Source organism: uncultured Ruegeria sp., from assembly GCF_947497005.1.
Classification (GTDB): Bacteria; Pseudomonadota; Alphaproteobacteria; order Rhodobacterales; family Rhodobacteraceae; genus Ruegeria.
In genome coordinates this window covers 47,364-65,458 of record NZ_CANMFF010000014.1, presented here as the reverse complement: position 1 = coordinate 65,458, position 18,095 = coordinate 47,364, and the positions used below count along the sequence as shown (strand labels likewise).

Annotated in this window: 14 protein-coding genes; 5 read left to right on the top strand and 9 right to left on the bottom strand. The window is 59.7% G+C overall.

The genetic code is table 11. The annotated features are described in order from the left end of the window. Positions 1–46: 46 nt before the first annotated feature. The 3 genes from Q0816_RS18395 to Q0816_RS18385 all read left to right on the top strand — a co-directional run bounded on the left by Q0816_RS18395 (position 47) and on the right by Q0816_RS18385 (position 4,882). Positions 47–3,202 (top strand): valine--tRNA ligase, encoded by a 3,156-nt coding sequence (locus Q0816_RS18395; RefSeq protein WP_298853364.1) that lies wholly within the window; start codon positions 47–49, stop codon positions 3,200–3,202. Positions 3,203–3,346: 144 nt separating this feature from the next. Continuing rightward, positions 3,347–4,510 (top strand): benzoate/H(+) symporter BenE family transporter, encoded by a 1,164-nt coding sequence (locus tag Q0816_RS18390; protein WP_298853362.1) that lies wholly within the window; start codon positions 3,347–3,349, stop codon positions 4,508–4,510. A 39-nt stretch (positions 4,511–4,549) separates the two neighbouring features. Then, positions 4,550–4,882: a DUF1992 domain-containing protein gene (locus Q0816_RS18385; RefSeq protein WP_298853508.1), complete on the top strand. Its 333-nt coding sequence runs from the start codon at positions 4,550–4,552 to the stop codon at positions 4,880–4,882. Here Q0816_RS18385 and Q0816_RS18380 read toward each other — a convergent pair whose 3' ends face one another. After that, complete coding sequence (locus Q0816_RS18380; protein WP_298853359.1) at positions 4,883–5,665, bottom strand: crotonase/enoyl-CoA hydratase family protein; 783 nt, start codon at positions 5,663–5,665, stop codon at positions 4,883–4,885. A 65-nt stretch (positions 5,666–5,730) separates the two neighbouring features. Then, positions 5,731–6,801 carry an SMP-30/gluconolactonase/LRE family protein gene (locus Q0816_RS18375; protein ID WP_298853357.1) on the bottom strand — a complete coding sequence of 357 codons (1,071 nt, stop codon included), beginning with the start codon at positions 6,799–6,801 and terminating at the stop codon, positions 5,731–5,733. 87 nt (positions 6,802–6,888) lie between these two features. Between Q0816_RS18375 and Q0816_RS18370 the strand changes: the two genes are divergently transcribed. Continuing rightward, positions 6,889–8,004 (top strand): pyridoxal phosphate-dependent aminotransferase, encoded by a 1,116-nt coding sequence (locus Q0816_RS18370; protein ID WP_298853355.1) that lies wholly within the window; start codon positions 6,889–6,891, stop codon positions 8,002–8,004. Positions 8,005–8,128: 124 nt separating this feature from the next. Here the strand turns inward: Q0816_RS18370 and Q0816_RS18365 are convergent, their stop codons facing one another. The 6 genes from Q0816_RS18365 to Q0816_RS18340 form a co-directional block, all read right to left on the bottom strand. Next, a complete protein-coding gene (locus tag Q0816_RS18365) occupies positions 8,129–9,319 on the bottom strand; it encodes an aminotransferase class V-fold PLP-dependent enzyme (RefSeq protein ID WP_298853353.1) in 1,191 nt (396 codons plus the stop codon). Between the two features lie 51 nt (positions 9,320–9,370). Then, positions 9,371–10,003, bottom strand: a complete 633-nt coding sequence (locus Q0816_RS18360) for a bifunctional 4-hydroxy-2-oxoglutarate aldolase/2-dehydro-3-deoxy-phosphogluconate aldolase (RefSeq protein ID WP_298853352.1) — start codon at positions 10,001–10,003, stop codon at positions 9,371–9,373. A 3-nt stretch (positions 10,004–10,006) separates the two neighbouring features. After that, positions 10,007–11,812, bottom strand: a complete 1,806-nt coding sequence (gene edd / locus Q0816_RS18355; RefSeq protein ID WP_298853350.1) for a phosphogluconate dehydratase — start codon at positions 11,810–11,812, stop codon at positions 10,007–10,009. 2 nt (positions 11,813–11,814) lie between these two features. Then, complete coding sequence (gene zwf / locus Q0816_RS18350) at positions 11,815–13,260, bottom strand: glucose-6-phosphate dehydrogenase (RefSeq protein ID WP_298853347.1); 1,446 nt, start codon at positions 13,258–13,260, stop codon at positions 11,815–11,817. A 149-nt stretch (positions 13,261–13,409) separates the two neighbouring features. Beyond that, on the bottom strand, positions 13,410–15,653 hold the full coding sequence (gene ptsP / locus Q0816_RS18345) for a phosphoenolpyruvate--protein phosphotransferase (protein ID WP_298853345.1): 2,244 nt from the start codon (positions 15,651–15,653) through the stop codon (positions 13,410–13,412). Between the two features lie 46 nt (positions 15,654–15,699). After that, positions 15,700–16,938: an aspartate kinase gene (locus tag Q0816_RS18340; protein ID WP_298853342.1), complete on the bottom strand. Its 1,239-nt coding sequence runs from the start codon at positions 16,936–16,938 to the stop codon at positions 15,700–15,702. Positions 16,939–17,104: 166 nt separating this feature from the next. On the opposite strand from Q0816_RS18340, the gene Q0816_RS18335 reads away from it, so the two are divergent. Next, positions 17,105–17,461: a hypothetical protein gene (locus tag Q0816_RS18335; RefSeq protein WP_298853339.1), complete on the top strand. Its 357-nt coding sequence runs from the start codon at positions 17,105–17,107 to the stop codon at positions 17,459–17,461. Here Q0816_RS18335 and Q0816_RS18330 read toward each other — a convergent pair. Then, positions 17,455–18,093 carry an SDR family NAD(P)-dependent oxidoreductase gene (locus Q0816_RS18330; RefSeq protein WP_298853337.1) on the bottom strand — a complete coding sequence of 213 codons (639 nt, stop codon included), beginning with the start codon at positions 18,091–18,093 and terminating at the stop codon, positions 17,455–17,457. The genes Q0816_RS18335 and Q0816_RS18330 overlap by 7 nt on opposite strands. Positions 18,094–18,095: the final 2 nt, after the last annotated feature.

The following is an 18,095-nucleotide window of genomic DNA, read 5'->3' as shown; positions in this document are numbered from 1 at the left end:
GCTATTGCAGGCGCAGACCCAAATTTGTTGACGCAGGACGCATCCCATGGCGATGGAAAAGACATTCAACGCGGCCGAGGCCGAGGCCCTCATCTATGAGGCCTGGGAACAGGCCGGAGCCTTCAAGGCAGGCGCGAACCGCTCGCGCGATGAGAGCTTTACCATCATGATCCCGCCGCCCAACGTGACCGGCGCGCTGCACGTGGGCCACGCGTTCAACAACACGCTACAGGATATTTTGATCCGCTGGCACCGAATGCGCGGCTTTGACACGCTGTGGCAGCCGGGTCAGGACCACGCGGGCATCGCCACCCAGATGCAGGTCGAGAAGATGCTGGCCGCGACCCAGCAACCCAGCCGCAATGAACTGGGCCGAGAGAAATTCCTCGAAAAAGTCTGGGAATGGAAGGGCGAATACGGCGGCACGATCATCGAGCAGCTGAAACGTCTGGGGTCATCCTGCGACTGGTCGCGCAACGCGTTTACCATGGCCGGAGCCGCGGGCGATCCGCGTACGGGGCATGAGAACTCGGCCAATTTCCATGACGCTGTGATCAAGGTTTTCGTCGACATGTACGAAAAGGGCCTGATCTATCGCGGCAAGCGACTGGTCAACTGGGATCCGCAATTTGAGACCGCTATCTCGGATCTTGAGGTCGAGAACATCGAAGTCGCGGGCCACATGTGGCACTTCAAATACCCCTTGGCAGGCGGTGAGACCTACACTTATGTCGAAAAAGACGAGGATGGAAACATCGTCCTTGAGGAAGAGCGCGATTATATCTCGATCGCCACCACACGGCCCGAAACGATGCTGGGAGACGGTGCGGTTGCGGTTCATCCTTCGGATGAGCGGTACGCGCCAATTGTCGGGAAGCTCTGCGAAATTCCGGTCGGGCCGAAAGAGCATCGCCGCCAGATTCCGATCATCACCGATGACTACCCCGATCCGGTTTTCGGCTCGGGCGCGGTGAAGATCACCGGCGCGCATGACTTTAACGACAACATGGTGGCCAAGCGCGGCGGCATTCCAATGTATCGTCTGATGGACACCAAAGGCGCGATGCGGGCCGATGGCGCGCCTTACGCCGAAGAGGCGGGCAAGGCGCAGGAATACGCGCGCGGGCGTGAATTCACCGAGAACGAGATCGACGCGATTAACTTGGTCCCCGATCACCTGCGCGGGCTGGATCGGTTCGAGGCCCGGGCGAAGGTGGTGGAAGAGATCACCGCCGATGGTCTGGCCGTCATGACGAGCGCCGACGATCCAGTTCTGGGCACCAAGCTGGCCGAAGACGACGACCCGGCGGCACTGGTGCCGCTGGTCGAAAGCAAACCGATCATGCAGCCCTTCGGCGACCGCTCGAAGGTTGTCATCGAGCCGATGTTCACCGACCAATGGTTCGTGGATGCCGAAAAGGTCGTTGGTCCCGCGCTGGATGCGGTCAAAGACGGCACGGTCAAGATCATCCCTGAATCGGGCGAGAAAACCTATTACCACTGGCTGGAAAACATCGAGCCTTGGTGCATCTCGCGCCAGTTGTGGTGGGGACACCAAATTCCGGTTTGGTACGGTCTCGACCTGTCAGCAGAAGAGTTCATCGACGACGACAATGACGGAAGCCTCGACCTCGTCGAGATGGGTCGCTTGCTGAACGAAGGTGGCATGCTGCACCGTGGCAATATCATGGAATGTGCACCCAGCCTTGAGGCCGTTACCGAAAAGTTCCTTGATGACAACGCCAACATTCCCAGCCCGCTGAGCCACGCGACCGTCATCGAAGTCGCCGACAAGCAGGAAGCGATCCATCAATTCGCCGAAAGCCTTGCGCAGTATGCAATCGAACAAGATCCGACCAAGCTGGTATATCCGGTTTGGCGTGACCCTGACGTCCTCGACACCTGGTTCTCATCCGGCCTCTGGCCCATCGGCACGTTGGGCTGGCCTGAGCAAACCGAGGAGTTGGAGCGCTACTTTCCCACGGACGTTCTGATCACCGGCTTCGACATCCTGTTCTTCTGGGTCGCCCGGATGATGATGATGCAACTGGCCGTGGTCGATCAGATCCCGTTCCACACTGTCTACCTGCACCAGCTCGTCCGCGACGAGAAGGGCAAGAAGATGTCCAAGACCACCGGCAATGTCATCGACCCGCTGGAGATTGTGGACGAATTCGGCGCCGACGCGCTGCGCTTTACCAACGCCTCAATGGCCGCCATCGGCGGTGTGCTGAAACTGTCCCGCGAACGCATCACCGGCTACCGCAACTTCGGCACGAAACTGTGGAACGCCGTCCGTTTTGCCGAAATGAACGAGGTCTTCACCGACGCCGTTCCGCAGCTGGATGTGGCCGATCTGAAGCCCAAGGCCGCCGTAAACCGCTGGATCATCGGCGAAACCGCCCGCGTGCGCGAAGAAGTTGATGCGGCGCTGGAAAACTATCGCTTCAACGATGCCGCAAACGGGCTTTATGCCTTTGTCTGGGGCAAGGTATGCGACTGGTATGTGGAGCTCTCCAAGCCACTGCTGCAGGGCGAAGATGCCGAAGCACAGGCCGAAACCCGCGCCACCATGCGCTGGGTTCTGGATCAGTGCATGGTCCTGCTCCATCCGATCATGCCCTTCATCACCGAAGAGTTGTGGGGTCTGACCGGCAGCCGCGCCAAGATGGTCGTCCACGCCGACTGGCCGACCTACGCCGCCGGTGACCTGATCGACGCGGATGCGGACCGTGAGATGAACTGGGTAATTTCGGTGATCGAAAACACCCGTTCGGCCCGCGCGCAGATGCGGGTTCCGGCTGGCCTGTATGTGCCGATGCTGGTGACCGAGATCGACGCCAACGGCCAAGCCGCCTGGGACCGCAACGAGGCGTTAATCAAGCGTCTCGCAAGGATCGACAGCCTGACCAAAGCAGATGAACTGCCCAAGGGCACCATTTCGATTGCGGCCCCCGGCGCATCGTTTGGCCTGCCGCTGGCGGATATCATCGACATCGGTGCTGAAAAGGAGCGTTTGGAGAAAGCAAAGAGCAAGCTGGCCAAGGAACTCGGCGGGCTGCGCGGGCGACTGAACAATCCCAAATTCGTAGCTTCGGCCCCGGAAGAGGTTGTTGCCGAAGCCAAGGCCAACCTTGCCGCACGTGAAGAAGAAGAGGCGAAACTGAACGAAGCCCTCGCCCGGCTGGCCGAAATCGCCTGATTTTCGTCTTTTCATAAATACTCAGAACCCCACCCCTCGGTCACATCTGACGGGGGGGTTTTTCTTTGCGCTCAGTACTTTCCCCCTTGTTCGTGCCGCCCCGCACTTGTTAGCACTTCTGCGAAACAATCCTCTGAGGCCATGATGGTGCGACATTTCCCTCCGATGCAGACCGTCTCAACTGGGTTGGTTGTAGCTATAGTCGGATTCTTCAGCTCGTTCCCCATCGTTCTTCAGGGGCTGGATGCGATGGCTGCGTCCCCGGCGCAGGCTGCGTCGGGTCTGATGAGCGCGGCAATCGCGATGGGGCTTGCGGCCATCGCTCTAAGCCTTTGGTACAAGATGCCCATCAGCGTGGCGTGGTCGACCCCGGGGGTTGCGTTGCTGGCCGTTTCCACCGCCCCAGCCGAAGGCTTTTCTGGCGCAATCGGAGCATTTCTGTGCGCCGGGGCACTGACTGTTCTGGCCGGGCTGTGGAAACCGCTGGGACGGCTGGCAGCTGCAATCCCGACAACACTGGCGCAAGCGATGCTGGCGGGTGTTCTCTTGCCGCTTTGCCTCGTGCCGTTCAAGGCAGCGGTGGAGATTCCGTGGCAGGCACTGCCTGTGATCCTGACATGGTTCCTTGCCGGGCGGGTCAACCGTTTGTTCGCTGTCCCGGCCGCAGTGGTTGCGGCAGCCATTATTGTGTCGCTGAACGCTGGCAACGCGCAACTGATGCCGGATCGTCTGATTGCGGCACCGGTCTGGACGATGCCGTCCTTCTCGATCGCGTCGGCCTTCGGGATCGGCCTACCGCTGTTCATTGTCACCATGGCGACGCAGAACATTCCCGGTGTCGCGGTCATGCGCAGCTATGGCTTCGCTCCGGTTCCCGGCCAACTGTTTTCATCTGTTGGCGGCGCGAGCCTTCTGTCCGCCTCGTTCGGAGCGCCTGCGACCTGCCTGGCCGCCATCACCGCCGCGATGTGTTCGAACGAGGATAGCCACCCCGATCCAGCGCAACGCTACTGGTCGGCGATCATGGGCGGCGTGTTCTACTGCCTCTTCGGCATCTTTGCCGTGGCGATCACCAGCTTTGCCTCCCTTGCCGACCCTCTGCTGATGGGCACCCTGGCGGGGGTTGCCCTGATCGGGGTACTGGCCAACGCGATTCACGCCGCGCTGGATGTCCCAGCCGAGCGGGAGGCTGCCATTTTGACGCTGGCCATCACCGCCTCTGGCATCACGGTTTTTGGAATGGGGGCTGCGGTCTGGGGGCTTCTGGCTGGAGGTATCGCCTATCTGGTGACAAACCGAGTGCGGTGATCCCTTCCATCAGAACACCACAGGCGGTATGATATGCACATGTTTGGAGCCTTGGGAAAACTGGTCGAACGCCAGATCAAAAAAGCGCAGGCCGAGGGTCAATTGCAGGGTTTGGACGGCGAAGGCCAACCATTGCCCGACCGATCCTCAGAGGCCATGAGTGATCCGGCCATCGCCGCCGGTCACCGGATCATGGCGCAGGCCGGTGTCTTGCCAGAAGAGTTCGACATCAAAAAGCAGCTCGACGCGGAGCGGCAAAATTATTCAGCCCTGACTGACCCAGCCGACCGCAAGGCCGCAATGGCGCGGATTGCCGATCTGGAGATGCGCTACAACATGGCCCGCGATGCGCGGCGGGCCTTTATGCGTTGATCATTTGAAGTCGGGCTTGCGGCCCTGCATTTGCGCCATAACCACTTCCATCTGATCAGGCTGTCCAATTAGTTCCACTTGCTCAGCAGATTCCGCCATCAGAACGTCGGCACGCCCCTGAGATTCAGCAACTTCGATCAGGCGCTTGGCGGCACGGATGGCCGAGGGGCTTTGGCCAGCGATACTCTCGGCAATCGCCAGAGCTTCGGTCAGCGGATCATCGGACAGCTGCGTAACAAGACCCCAATCGGCTGCTTGCGATGCACCGATGGGGCGGGCTGTGTAGGTCAGCAGGCGCAGCACATCCGAGCGAACCAGTCGGGGCAACAGAACCATGCCGCCCATGTCTGGGATAATGCCCCATTTCATTTCCATCACGGCCAGCTTCGCCTCGGGGTGCGCGATACGGATATCCGCGCCCAGCGCGATCTGCAGGCCACCACCATAGGCCACGCCCTGAATGGCGCAGATCACCGGCACTGGGACACGACGCCAAATCAGGGCCAGTTCCTGCATCTCGTTGGCGTCCTCTTGGCTGCGGGTCATCAGCCATTCGGTTGGGTCCATATGCGCCATCTTTGCGAAGCTTGCCATGTCGAGCCCGGCGCAAAAGCTCTTGCCCTCACCGGACAAAACCACGGCGCGGGCGTCCGAGGCGGCGACCTCTTGCCCGGCGGACAGCAGCGCCTTGATCATCGCGTCATCCAAGGCATTCATCTTATCGCCTCGGGTCAAAGTGACATGGGCAACGTGATCTTGGTAGGTGACAGATACGCGTGACATGGGGACCTCCCGAAATTCAATTGCGGTAACCATGCCCGGACGGGCTGCGCAATACCACTGCGACGTCAGGGCATATCGCTGATGGGCATCCGGCCGAACCAAGGGGAGTCGAGGGTCATGACATAGAACTGATCGCCTGCGACCTTGCCCCCTGTTGTGATACCCAAGCGGCCTTGTGGGTCCTGTAATGTGCGCAGGATCGTGCCATCGCCATCGAACTGCACCATCATGCCACGATGGATCGGCGCGGGGCGCACAGTCGGGCCCAACCGCCAGATGACCTTGCGTAGAAAGGGGTACGGCATCAGAGCCTCGGATGGCACACGGGGGCTGGCGAAGGCCATCCAATAAGTGCCGTCCCCCTGTGCTTCAAGGTTGTCAGGATAGCCGGGCAGGTTTTCCAGCAAGATTTCTTGCTGTCCCGCTTTTTGTCCGGTCAGCCAAAGCTTGTGCACACGCGCGCGACCTGTTTCCGCGATCAGCAGAAAATCTTCATCAGGTGAAAGGGCGACGCCGTTGGTATAAACAAATCCCTCGGCGATCTTCTCAGTGCGGCCGTCGGGCGTGTGACGGGCGACATAGCCTGTATCGGACTGTTCCCAAATGGTCAGGACCGAGGTCGGCTTGGTCCCACCCATGGTTTCAGGGTCGAACCTGTCAGAGGAGTTCGAGAAAAAGATCGTGCCATCTCGTGCTACATCCAGCTGGTTGGCATAGATCACCGGCGCACCGTCGATGTCAGCCACCACGGTTTCCAGCGAACCCGGACCAGACCAACGCATCACACCCCGAAAGCTGTCAGCGATGTAAAGCGCGCCATCCGGCCCTGCCCTAAGGCCCAAAGGACGCCCGCCAATTTGGTCGACTTCAATCGGTTCTGCCTCGTCAATGCGGTAGAGGATGCCAGACAGGCTGGTTGTGTAGACTGTTCCATCAGGCATCACCGCGATATCTTCAGGGCCAATCTCTTTCCCCGGCAGTTGGATCAACTGCGCTGCGTCGAGCCCCGTGTTTTCAACGAAATCCCCAGTGAACCCGCTATCGTCCGGCATCTCAACAGCAACAGGCGCAACGGGGACGGGCCAGAATAGAAGATAGGCAAGGCCCAGGAGAATAGCGGCAAAGATAATGCGCATCTGCGCTCCTTTTTCGTATGTCTTTTCCAGCGCACCCAAGCGTGGTGTGCGCTTGCTCAATGAATGGGCTTGAGGTTATCTGCGGACATGACCGGACCTCGATACACCTCGCTTGCCCAATCCCTGCCCTCCACCGTGCCCTTTGTCGGCCCTGAAACGCAAGAGCGTCAACGCGGTGCGCCATTTGTTGCGCGATTGGGAGCAAATGAAAGCGTCTTTGGCCCCTCACCGCATGCAATCGAAGCTATGGCGCAGGCCGCGTCCCAGAGTTGGATGTATGGCGATCCCGAAAACTATGACCTGCGCCATGCACTGGCGGACCATCATGGTGTGTCACGGGACAATATCGTTGTAGGTGAAGGAATTGACGGGCTTTTGGGATATCTGGTGCGCTTGATCGTCGGCCCCGGAGATACTGTGGTCACATCAGACGGAGCCTATCCGACCTTCAACTATCATGTGGCCGGGTTCGGCGGTGTTCTTCACAAGGTGCCGTATTCAGGTGATCACGAAGACCCCTCGGCCCTGTTTGCCAAGGCTGCTGAGGTTGGTGCCAAGCTGGTCTATCTGGCCAATCCCGACAATCCGATGGGAAGTTGGCATTCCGGCGCGGATATTGTAGCCGCGATGGACGCGTTGCCCGAGGGATGCCTGCTGGTCCTGGATGAAGCTTATGTGGAATGCGCACCGGACGGGACAGCGGCACCTCTTAGCGTGGATGACCCTCGCGTGATCCGAATGCGGACCTTCTCAAAGGTTTATGGTATGGCGGGTGCGCGGGTTGGGTATGCCCTAAGCACGCCGGAACTGATCGCGGCTTTCAACAAAGTGCGCAATCATTTCGGCATAAACCGCGCGGCGCAGGCCGGGGCTTTGGCGGCTTTACAAGATGGCACGTGGCTGGAGCACATACAGGCACAGATCGCAGAGGCGCGTGAACGGATAGGAACTATAGCCCGTGCCAACGGATTGGAACCCCTGCCTTCGGCCACCAATTTCGTGGCGATCGACTGTGGACAGGACGGGATTTTTGCCAATGCCGTATTGGATGCACTGGTTGCGCAGGAAATTTTTGTTCGAATGCCGTTTGCAGCACCGCAGAACAGGTGCATTCGGGTAAGCTGTGGCGAGGCTTCTGATCTGGATGCGTTTGCCACCGCTTTGCCCAAGGCACTTGCGACGGCGCGGGCACGATTTGAATGATCTCCCTTATCTTTTGGTTTGGGAAAAGGGGGCTGTCTGCCCCCATCGCGCCAAAGCGCGATTCCCCAGAAGGTATTTATAGCCCGATGAAGAGGCCGATCTGGGCTGAGATGCCAAAACTATATCAGGCAGCGAGCACCGCAGCGGCGGTTTCGAGAGCCCCTTTGCCACGGGGGATATCGAGTGCGGCCATGGCCGTTTCCATGCCACCCAGAATGGCCAGCACCATCTGACCGTTGACGTGACCCATATGGCCGAGGCGGAAACAGCCGTCATGGTCCTCCATCCCCAAGCCAATGCCCAGCGTCAGGCCCAACTGGTTTTCGGTGAAGGCGCGAAGGGCGGTGCCCCGGCCATCCGTCAGGCGCAGAGCGGTGACGGCGTGGCTGCGGTGGGCACGGTCGGCAACGTTCAGATGCAACGCGCCGCCTTCCTCCCATGTCTCACACGCCGCCCATATGGCATTGGCGAGGCGTTCGTGGCGGGCCCAGACCTGCTCGATCCCTTCCGCGTGGATCAGATCCAGTGCCGCGCGCAAACCGTAGAGGTGATGTGTAGGCGCGGTGCCGTTGAAATATTGATAGAACAGGTCCGGATTGGCGCGCGACTGCCAATCCCAGTATTGCGAGACGCGCGGCATGGCGGACCGCTTGGCCTGCGCCTTTTCGTTGAAAAAGACAAAGCCGACCCCTGCCGGTGTCATCAGACCTTTTTGACAGGCGGTGACGGTGACATCGACGCCCCACTCGTCCATCTCGAACCGGTCGCAGCCCAGCGAGGCAATGCAGTCGGCCATCAACAGCGCCGGGTGGTCCAGATCGTCTAGAAGTTTGCGCAACGCCGGGATATCGTTGCGGATCGAACTGGAGGTATCCACATGCACCGCCAGAACGGCCTTGATCTGATGGTAATCGTCCGAACGCAGCGCATCTGCGATCCGGTCGAAATCCCATGCTGAGGACGTTCCGAAGTCGATCAGCTGCGCTTTTGCCCCGATCCCCTCGGCCATTTCGGCCCAGCCGTGGGTGAACCGTCCCGAAGCGGGTGCCAGAACGGTTTCGCCGGGAGCAATCACGTTGGACAGAGCGGCTTCCCACGTGCCGTGGCCGTTGGCGATATAGATGGCAACGTTGTGCTGTGTGCCCGCAACCCGACACAGATCACGGGTCAGAGCTGGCATCATGTCGATAAGCTCGCCTTCATAGATATTGGGCGATGGGCGATGCATGGCCTGCAGGACCGCGTCCGGCATCACCGAAGGGCCTGGAATGGCCAGATATGTCCGCCCTTCGGAATGGGCACCTGTCTGTGTCATGGGGTCAACCTGTCTGAATTGACGCCCACATTACTCAGGGGTCGCGCGGCGTCAATCCGCCAGCTTCGATGCCTCGCGCGCAAGTGTTTGGATCCCGGCCCAATCTCCGCTCTCGACCATCTGCTTCGGTGCGACCCAGCTGCCGCCTGCGCAGACCACGTTGGACAATGACAAGTAGTCGAGGACGTTGGACGGGGATACCCCGCCTGTCGGACAGAAGCTGATCTGTGGCAGGGGCGCACCGATTGCCTTCAATGCTGGCGCACCGCCCGAAGCCTCGGCCGGAAAGAATTTCAGCATGTCATAGCCTTTTTCCAGCAACGCCATCGCTTCGCTTGCTGTGGCGGCACCGGGCAACAGCGGCAGGCCTTCGGCCTCGCAAGCCGCGATCAGGGCATCTGTGGCTCCAGGGGAAACGCCGAACAGCGCTCCCGCTGCTTTGGCAGCGCGAACATCGTCGGCCGTGACCAAAGTCCCTGCGCCGACGACACCCCCGGGCACTTCAGCCATGGCGCGGATGACGTCCAATGCAGCTGGTGTGCGCAAGGTGACTTCGAGCGCGGGCAAACCACCCGCGACAAGTGCCTCGGCCAGAGGGCGGGCCTGTGCGACGTCATCGACGACCAGTACCGGAACAATGGGCGCAAGAGCGCAGATTTCGCGGGTGCGTTGGGTTTTCGACATCTCTCATGCTCCGAATATGCTGGCACCGGTATCGGCAGACCCGACATTCCGGCGGAACGCACCGAAGAGGTCGCGCCCGACACCGTGTTGATTGGCCGAAAGATCGGCAGTGACGGGTGCGCGGTCCAGAGCGCCTTCGGTCAGGATTTCCAATTCGCCCTTGACTGCATCGACGCGCAGTAGGTCACCGTCTTGTAGGTAAGCGATGGGACCGCCGTCCAACGCCTCGGGGCAGACATGAATGGCGGCGGGAACCTTACCCGAGGCACCTGACATCCGTCCGTCGGTGACCAGCGCAACTTTGTGCCCGCGACCCTGCAAAATCGAAAGGATCGGTGTCAGTGAATGCAGTTCGGGCATCCCGTTTGCCTTTGGCCCTTGAAAACGCACGACCACAATGACGTCATCGGTGAACTCTCCGGATTTGAAGGCGGCTTTGACCTCATCCTGACCGTGGAAGACGCGTACGGGGGCTTCGACGATCTGATGTTCAGGCGCTACAGCGGAAACTTTCATGACAGCGGTGCCCAGATTGCCCGTCAGGCGCGAGAGGCCGCCAGTGCGTTGGAACGGATCCTTGGCCGGGCGCAGAATCTTGTCGTTCAGGCTGTGGCCCGCACCATCCTGCCAAATCAGTTCGCCACCGATCAGCTTGGGTTCCTTGGTGTAGTTTTGCAGTCCCTGCCCCGCGACGGTCAGCGTGTCTGCGTGCAGCAAGCCATCCTCGAGCAGCGTGCCGATCGTGTATCCCAGACCGCCTGCGGCGTGGTAATGGTTCACATCCGCCAGACCGTTGGGGTAAACCCGAGCGACGAGCGGCACCACGGCGGAGATGTCTGAAAAATCCTGCCAGTCCAATACGATACCACCAGCGCGCGCCATGGCGATCAGGTGGATCAGCAGATTGGTTGAACCTCCGGTTGCCATTAGGCCGACAATACCGTTCACAAAAGCGCGTTCATCCAGAACCTGATAGACTGGCGTATAATTGTTGCCCAGCGCGCTGAGCGACAGGGCCCTACGGGCGCCTTCCTCGGTCAGGGCATCACGCAAAGGGGTGTTCGGATTGACGAAACTGGAGCCCGGCAGGTGCAAGCCCATGAACTCCATCAACATCTGGTTGGTGTTGGCGGTGCCATAGAAAGTGCAGGTGCCGGGACCGTGATAGGCAGCCATTTCCGCCTTCATCAGGTCTTCGCGCCCCACCTCTCCGGCAGCGAATTTCTGACGAACATTGGCTTTCTCATCATTCGGCAAGCCACTGGTCATTGGTCCTGCGGGCAGGAATACGGCAGGCAGATGGCCAAAGGCCTGCGCTCCGATGATCAGACCGGGGACGATCTTGTCACAGACGCCAAGGAACACCGCCGCGTCATAGGTGTTGTGGCTAAGCGCCACACCGGTCGCCAGCGCAATCACGTCGCGCGAGAACAGCGACAACTCCATCCCAGCTTCGCCCTGAGTGACGCCATCACACATGGCCGGCACGCCGCCCGCCACCTGAGCAGTACCTCCGGCGGCGCGGATCGCGTCGCGGATCAGGCCGGGATAGCGTTCGAACGGCTGGTGGGCCGAGAGCATGTCGTTATAGGCCGTGACGATGCCGAGGTTTCCGGCGGTGCCGCTGGCCATGGACTGCTGATCTTCGCCTGCGCCCGCATAGGCATGAGCCTGACCACTGCAAGACAGATGCGCACGGGCGGGGCCTTTGGATCGCGCGTGCTCCATTTGCTCAAGATGTGGGCCACGCAGATCGGCGCTGCGGTCGATGATCCGTTTGGTGACATCGGAAATTACAGAGTGAACCATGATTACCCTCCGATCTGACGCCAGCGGCGTCCATCGCGATGCATCAGCATCAATGCTTCTTCGGGGCCTGAACTGCCCTGATCGTATCGTGAGGGACGATCACCGCGTTGTTCCCATCCTTGTATGATGGGGTCGACCCAGGCCCAGGCGGCCTCAGCCTCGTCCCCGCGCATGAACAGGGTCTGGTCGCCGCGGATAACGTCCATCACCAAGCGCTCATAGGCGTCCGGAGCCTGAGCCTCTGCCCCCAGCGCGTCAGCAAAACTCATGTCCAGAGCGACGTCCGACAGGCGGAAGCCACCCGGACCTGGATCCTTGATCGTGGTGCGCAGGGTGATGCCTTCGTCGGGTTGCAACCGGATCACCAGCACGTTGCCATGCAGCGGACCGACATTGGGGAAGATCGTATGCGGTGGGTCACGAAAGAACACCGCAATCTCGGATTCGCGCGCGCGCAGACGTTTACCGGTACGCAGATAAAACGGAACACCCGCCCAGCGCCAATTGCCCAAGTGCACCTTGAGCGCAATGAAGCTTTCCGTGCGACTGGCCGGGTTGCCGACATGATCAACATAACCGCCCTCGCCCTTTTCGGCCCGGTACTGGCCGCGCGCGATGTCTGACGGCGCCACAGGATCCAATGCTTCGATCACCTTGACCTTTTCATCGCGCACGGCATTAGGCGAGAATTTCGACGGCGGTTCCATCGCAGTCAGACACAGCAACTGCACCAGATGGTTCTGGATCATGTCTCGCATCGCGCCGGATTGATCGAAATAAGCGCCGCGCCCTTCGACGCCCACGGTCTCGGCAACGGTGATCTGCACGTGATCAACATGGGTCGAGTTCCAAAGCGGCTCGAACAGTGAGTTCGCAAAGCGCAGCGCCATCAGGTTCTGCACGGTTTCTTTACCCAGATAATGGTCGATCCGGTAAATCTGATGTTCTTCGAAACAGGCACGCAAGCCTTCGTTAAGTGCCTTGGCCGAGGCGAGGTCATGACCGAACGGTTTTTCGACGACGATACGGCTGTCCGGCGTCGCCAAACCGAAGTCATGCAGCCGCTTCGCGATACCCGAAAACAGGCTTGGGCTAACAGACAAATAAAAGGCCCGCACGACATCATCGCGCACCAGCTTTTTCAGATCGGACCATCCCGCTTCGCCTAGAGCGTCCACGGGAATGTATTCGACATGGGCAAGAAACCGATCCAACGTCTCTTTCGAGAAACCCGGAGCGAATTGTTGCATCGATTTGCGAACCTGATCACGAAAACCGTCGCTGTCCATATCTGAGCGTGCCGTGCCAATAATCCGCGCGCCGTCGGGCATTTGCCCGACCTCGAAGCGATGGTACAGGCCGGGCAGGATTTTCCGCTGCGCCAGATCGCCGGTCGCGCCGAACAGCACCAAATCGAATGGTTCTACCGGAATTACGCGTGAAACCATCTCAGGCTCCTTTTGAGTTTGCCGATATCAGGTTAGCACGGTGTGATACTGCGCAAAACTTGATATGTTATCGCTAACATTGCTTGTCTGATAGAAAGATGCCGCAAAAAAATCAAGCATAGTTTGAGGAAACCCGGTCGTTTTCCGCATTAAGTCTGATTGCGCAGCCATTCCATCACCGCAGGACGCACGGATTGGTCGCCGCGATGGCGTGCATCGGCAATGATTTTGCGAACCTCTGTCAGGTTGGATCGCAACAGAAGGCTTTTGACCGGGCCAATCGAGGCAGGGCGCATCGACAGCGTCCGTATCCCCATCGCCGCAAGGCACAGTGCCTCGACCGGGCGACCCGCATCTTCACCACAGAAGCTGAGTGGCGTGTCAGAGATATCGCAACGCTCCACGATGCGCTCCATCAGGCTCAGGAAGCTGACGTTCAGCGTGTCATAACGGCGCCGGACCAGTTCGTTTTCTCGGTCGGCGGCGAAAAAGAACTGCTTGAGGTCGTTGCCTCCGATCGAGATGAAATCAACCTCATCAAAGAACTTCTGCGGGGAAAAGGCCAGCGACGGGGTTTCCAGCATCGCGCCAACCTCAAGCGTTTCAGGCAGGACATGGCCCAACCGCTTCTCACGCTCGATGGTTTTGTTCACCTCCCAGCGGGCTTCCCGGAATTCTTCGGCCTGAGCAACAAACGGGAACATAATAGTCAGCGGACGGCCGTTTGCGGCACGCAACAGAGCTTGTAGCTGCATCCGCATGACGCCCCGCTTGTCCAGACCAACCCGAATGGCGCGCCAACCTAAAGCCGGGTTCGGCTCGGCCACATGTTTCATGTAAGGCAAAACCTTATCGGACCCGATATCGAGCGTGCGAAACACAACCCTTTTGTCACCCGCTGCGTCCAGAACGCGCTGATACTGCGTGACCAGTTCAGACCGTTTGGGCATCTGGTTGCGGATCAGGAATTGCAGTTCAGTGCGGAACAGGCCAACCCCTTCGGCGCCCGAAGTTCCAAGCGACGGCAGGTCGGCCATCAAGCCCGCATTCATCACCAGATTGATGCGCGATCCATCCCGCGTCACACACGGGGTTTCGCGGATCGAGGCATAGCGCTCCTGCGCCTTAGCCTGCATCGCGATCTTGTCGCGGAAGGCGCTGACCACGCTGTCTTCCGGACGCAGATGAACTACACCTTGGTCGCCATCGACCAGAACGTGATCGCCGTTCAAGGCCTCGGTCGTAATCCGGCCGACATGTACGACCAAAGGAATCGCCAATGCTCTTGCCACAATGGTGGCGTGGCTGCCGACCGACCCTTCTTCGAGTACGATGCCTTTTAACGCCCGCCCGTATTCCAGCAGGTCGCCGGGGCCGATATTGCGTGCAATCAGGATCGGGTCCGGTGGCAGGTCGGCACTGTCGGTCTTGCCCTGCCCGGTCAGAATGCGCAGCAGGCGGTTGCTGAGGTCATCCAAATCCGCCAACCGTTCGCGCAGGTAGGGGTCAGTGACCTGCCCCATGCGCGCACGGGCTTGAGATTGTTCTTTCTCGACCGCGGCTTCGGCACTGAGGCCCAGGGCAATGTCCTCTTCCATCCGTCGCATCCAGCCTTTGGAATTGGCGAACATGCGGTAGGCTTCCAGCACCTTGAGCTGGTCCTTGTCGCCGCCCTGCGAAATCTCGAGCATCTTGTCGACACCGACGCGCAGTTCTTCCACCGCCTCGACCAAACGCTCGCGTTCCCGGTGTGGGTCTTCGGCAATAGGGTTAGTCACAACAACGCGGGGTTCGTGCAGCCAGACATGCCCTTCGGCAGAACCTTCCTGCGCAGGGCCGCCGCGCAACAGAACCGATTGCTGGTGTAGTGGTGACAGGGCCGCGCCCTCGCCGACAAAGGCACCAAGCTCGGCCATTTCGGCCAACACCATGGCGACAACTTCCAGCGCATATATCTCGTCCGCTGAAAATTCCCGCGCATCGCGGGACTGAACGACCAGAACACCCAGCTTTTCCCCAAGGCGCTGGACCGGCACGCCCAGGAAGGACGAATACCGTTCCTCGCCGGTTTCCGGCATATAGCGGAAGCCTTTTTCGGACGGCGCGTCGGCGGTGTTCACAACCTTGCCGAATTTGGCAACCCGCCCCACAAGGCCTTCGCCCATGCGCATCCGGGTCTTGTGGACCGATTCCGGTGACAGACCTTCGGTTGCACAAAGCTCGAGCGTGTCTTCATCCCGGAACAGGTAGATCGAGCACACCTCAGCCCTGATGCTGTCTGCAATAAGGTGGGTGATCCGGTCTAGACGTTCCTGACCGGCGGCTTCGCTCGCCATTTCTTCGCGCAGCCGCCGCAGCAGCTTGCGGGATTCAGTTTCCGTGCCGTCCGACATGGCCCAACCAATTTAGTGTGTCAGGCGAAACCTTTGGCCGATCAGCTCAGGCCGCCTTGTCCAGTTCAAAGGCATCATGCAGTGCCTGAACAGCAAGTTCCATGTATTTCCTGTCCACCAACACGGAAATTTTGATCTCGGAGGTTGTAATGACCTTGATGTTGATCCCCTCATCCGAGAGCACCTTGAACATCTTGGCCGCAACACCCGATTGCGAGCGCATGCCGATTCCCACAACCGAAACCTTGCAGACATCAATGTCTGCAACCAGCTCGGCATAGTTCAGCTCGCCATTTTCCTTGATCGCCAGCAGTGCTTTTTCGGCGCGGGCCACCTGATCGGTGGGGCACGAGAAGGTCATGTCCGTGCGGCCCTCGTCCGAAATGTTCTGGACGATCATGTCGACGTTCACGCCCTCTTCGCTGAGGGCCGAGAAGATGGTCGTGGCGATGCCCGGGCGGTCAGCCACGGAAACAACGGTCATCTTGGCTTCGTCGCGGGAATAGGCCACTCCGGCCACAACATTGGATTCCATGATATCCTCCTCGTCGCAGACCAGCGTGCCGGCCTCATCGGATTGCTCTTCAAAGCTTGAAAGAACGCGCAGTTTCACCTTGTACCGCATCGCCAGCTCGACCGAGCGGGTCTGCAGCACCTTCGCCCCCAGTGACGCCAGTTCGAGCATTTCCTCGAACGAAATGCGGTCCAGCTTGCGGGCCTTTTCGCAGATGCGCGGATCGGTCGTGTAGACCCCATCAACGTCCGTATAGATGTCACAACGTTCTGCACCGAAGGCTGCCGCAAAGGCGACGGCGGTGGTGTCCGACCCCCCCCTGCCCAGCGTTGTGATCCGGCCTTCGGGGCTGATGCCCTGGAACCCGGCAACCACGGCCACGCGCATTCCTTCACCGAATTTCTGGTTCAGATTCTCGGTCGGGATTTCTTCGATCCGCGCCTGGCTGTGCGCGCTGGTGGTCATAAGCGGCACCTGCCAGCCCTGCCAGCTGCGCGCTGGGACGTCCATTTCCTGCAACGTCAAGGCCATCAGACCTGCGGTCACATTCTCACCCGAAGACACAACCGCGTCGTATTCCCGCGCATCGAACAGAGGCGATGTTTCGTTCACCCAGCCCACCAACTCATTGGTTTTGCCCGACATGGCCGAGACGATGACGATCACGTCATAGCCTTTGGCAACTTCAACGCCGATACGCTTGGCGGCGCGGCGGATGCGGTCCAGATTGGCGACCGATGTGCCGCCGAATTTCATTACGAGTACGGGCATGGGGGCAAAAGTCTCCGCGCCTTGGATTGGAAGTTCCGTGCCTCATAAGCGAGGGGCACCGCAAGGGCAAGGGCGCAAAGGAGTTGCCCCCTGCGGCGCTGGGCCACTTTACATTGCACAGGCGCGGTGTCAGCCTATGGACAACAACCAAATCAAGAGGTTCTTCATGTTTCGCCTAGCCCTTGCCTTTGCCCTTTTGTCATCGCCAGCACTGGCCCAGAGCGCGAGTGTCGCCGGGACGGACGGCAAGAACGCACTGGGTACAATTCCTTGCGCCGCAAATGCCGGTGATCCCGTGCAAAGCTGCAACGCCGAGCTGCGCCGACATGACGACGGCACCATAACTGTTGCGGTGGCCTTGGGTGGTGGACATGTGCGCAACATCTATTTCAAGGAAGGCGTGCCGGAATCCAGCAGTTCGACTTCGAAAATGTCGTATGAGACGCGCGGTGATTTGCTGGTTGTCTACATTGACCCGGGTGAGGTCTTTGAGATTCCCAAAGCGGCGCTGACCTCTCAGTAGGCGTGCTGCTGCCCGTCATAGGTTTCAAAACAGCCAGTGGTGCTGAGTGACAGGGCATCAAAGCGTTCAATCAGGCCGAGCACGGCATGATCCACATTGATGTCGGCTGTCTCACCGCCCATATCTGTCTGAACCCAGCCCGGATGATAAATACCCACGGCAATGCTGTCCTCTTTGAGATCCGTCGCCAGATTCCGCCCAAGATTCAAAGCCGCCGCTTTGGACGCCCGGTAGATATAGCTGCCGCCTGGCGCACGGGTGTGCGATGCCATTTGCGACGAGATGATCGCGACTTTGCCGCCCGCAGCGCGCAGATTTGGCAACAAGGCCTGAACCGTCAGAAACACACCGGTGACATTTATCGCAAAGCTTTGCGCCCACATGTCCGCCGGATAATCGTTGATCGAGTGACCTTTGTCCAAATACACTCCGGCGTTGCAGACCAACAGATCAACGGGCTGACCCTTCAACTGTTCCGCCATAGCCGATTGCTGCGCGGTATCAGATACATCAAGGCGAACCTGCATACTGCCATCGCGCGCCGTTCCGATGACGCTATCCCCCCGGTGGCGATACTGCTCTGCCAGGGTTTGCCCGATGCCGCGATTGGCACCGGTGATCACGATATGCATGG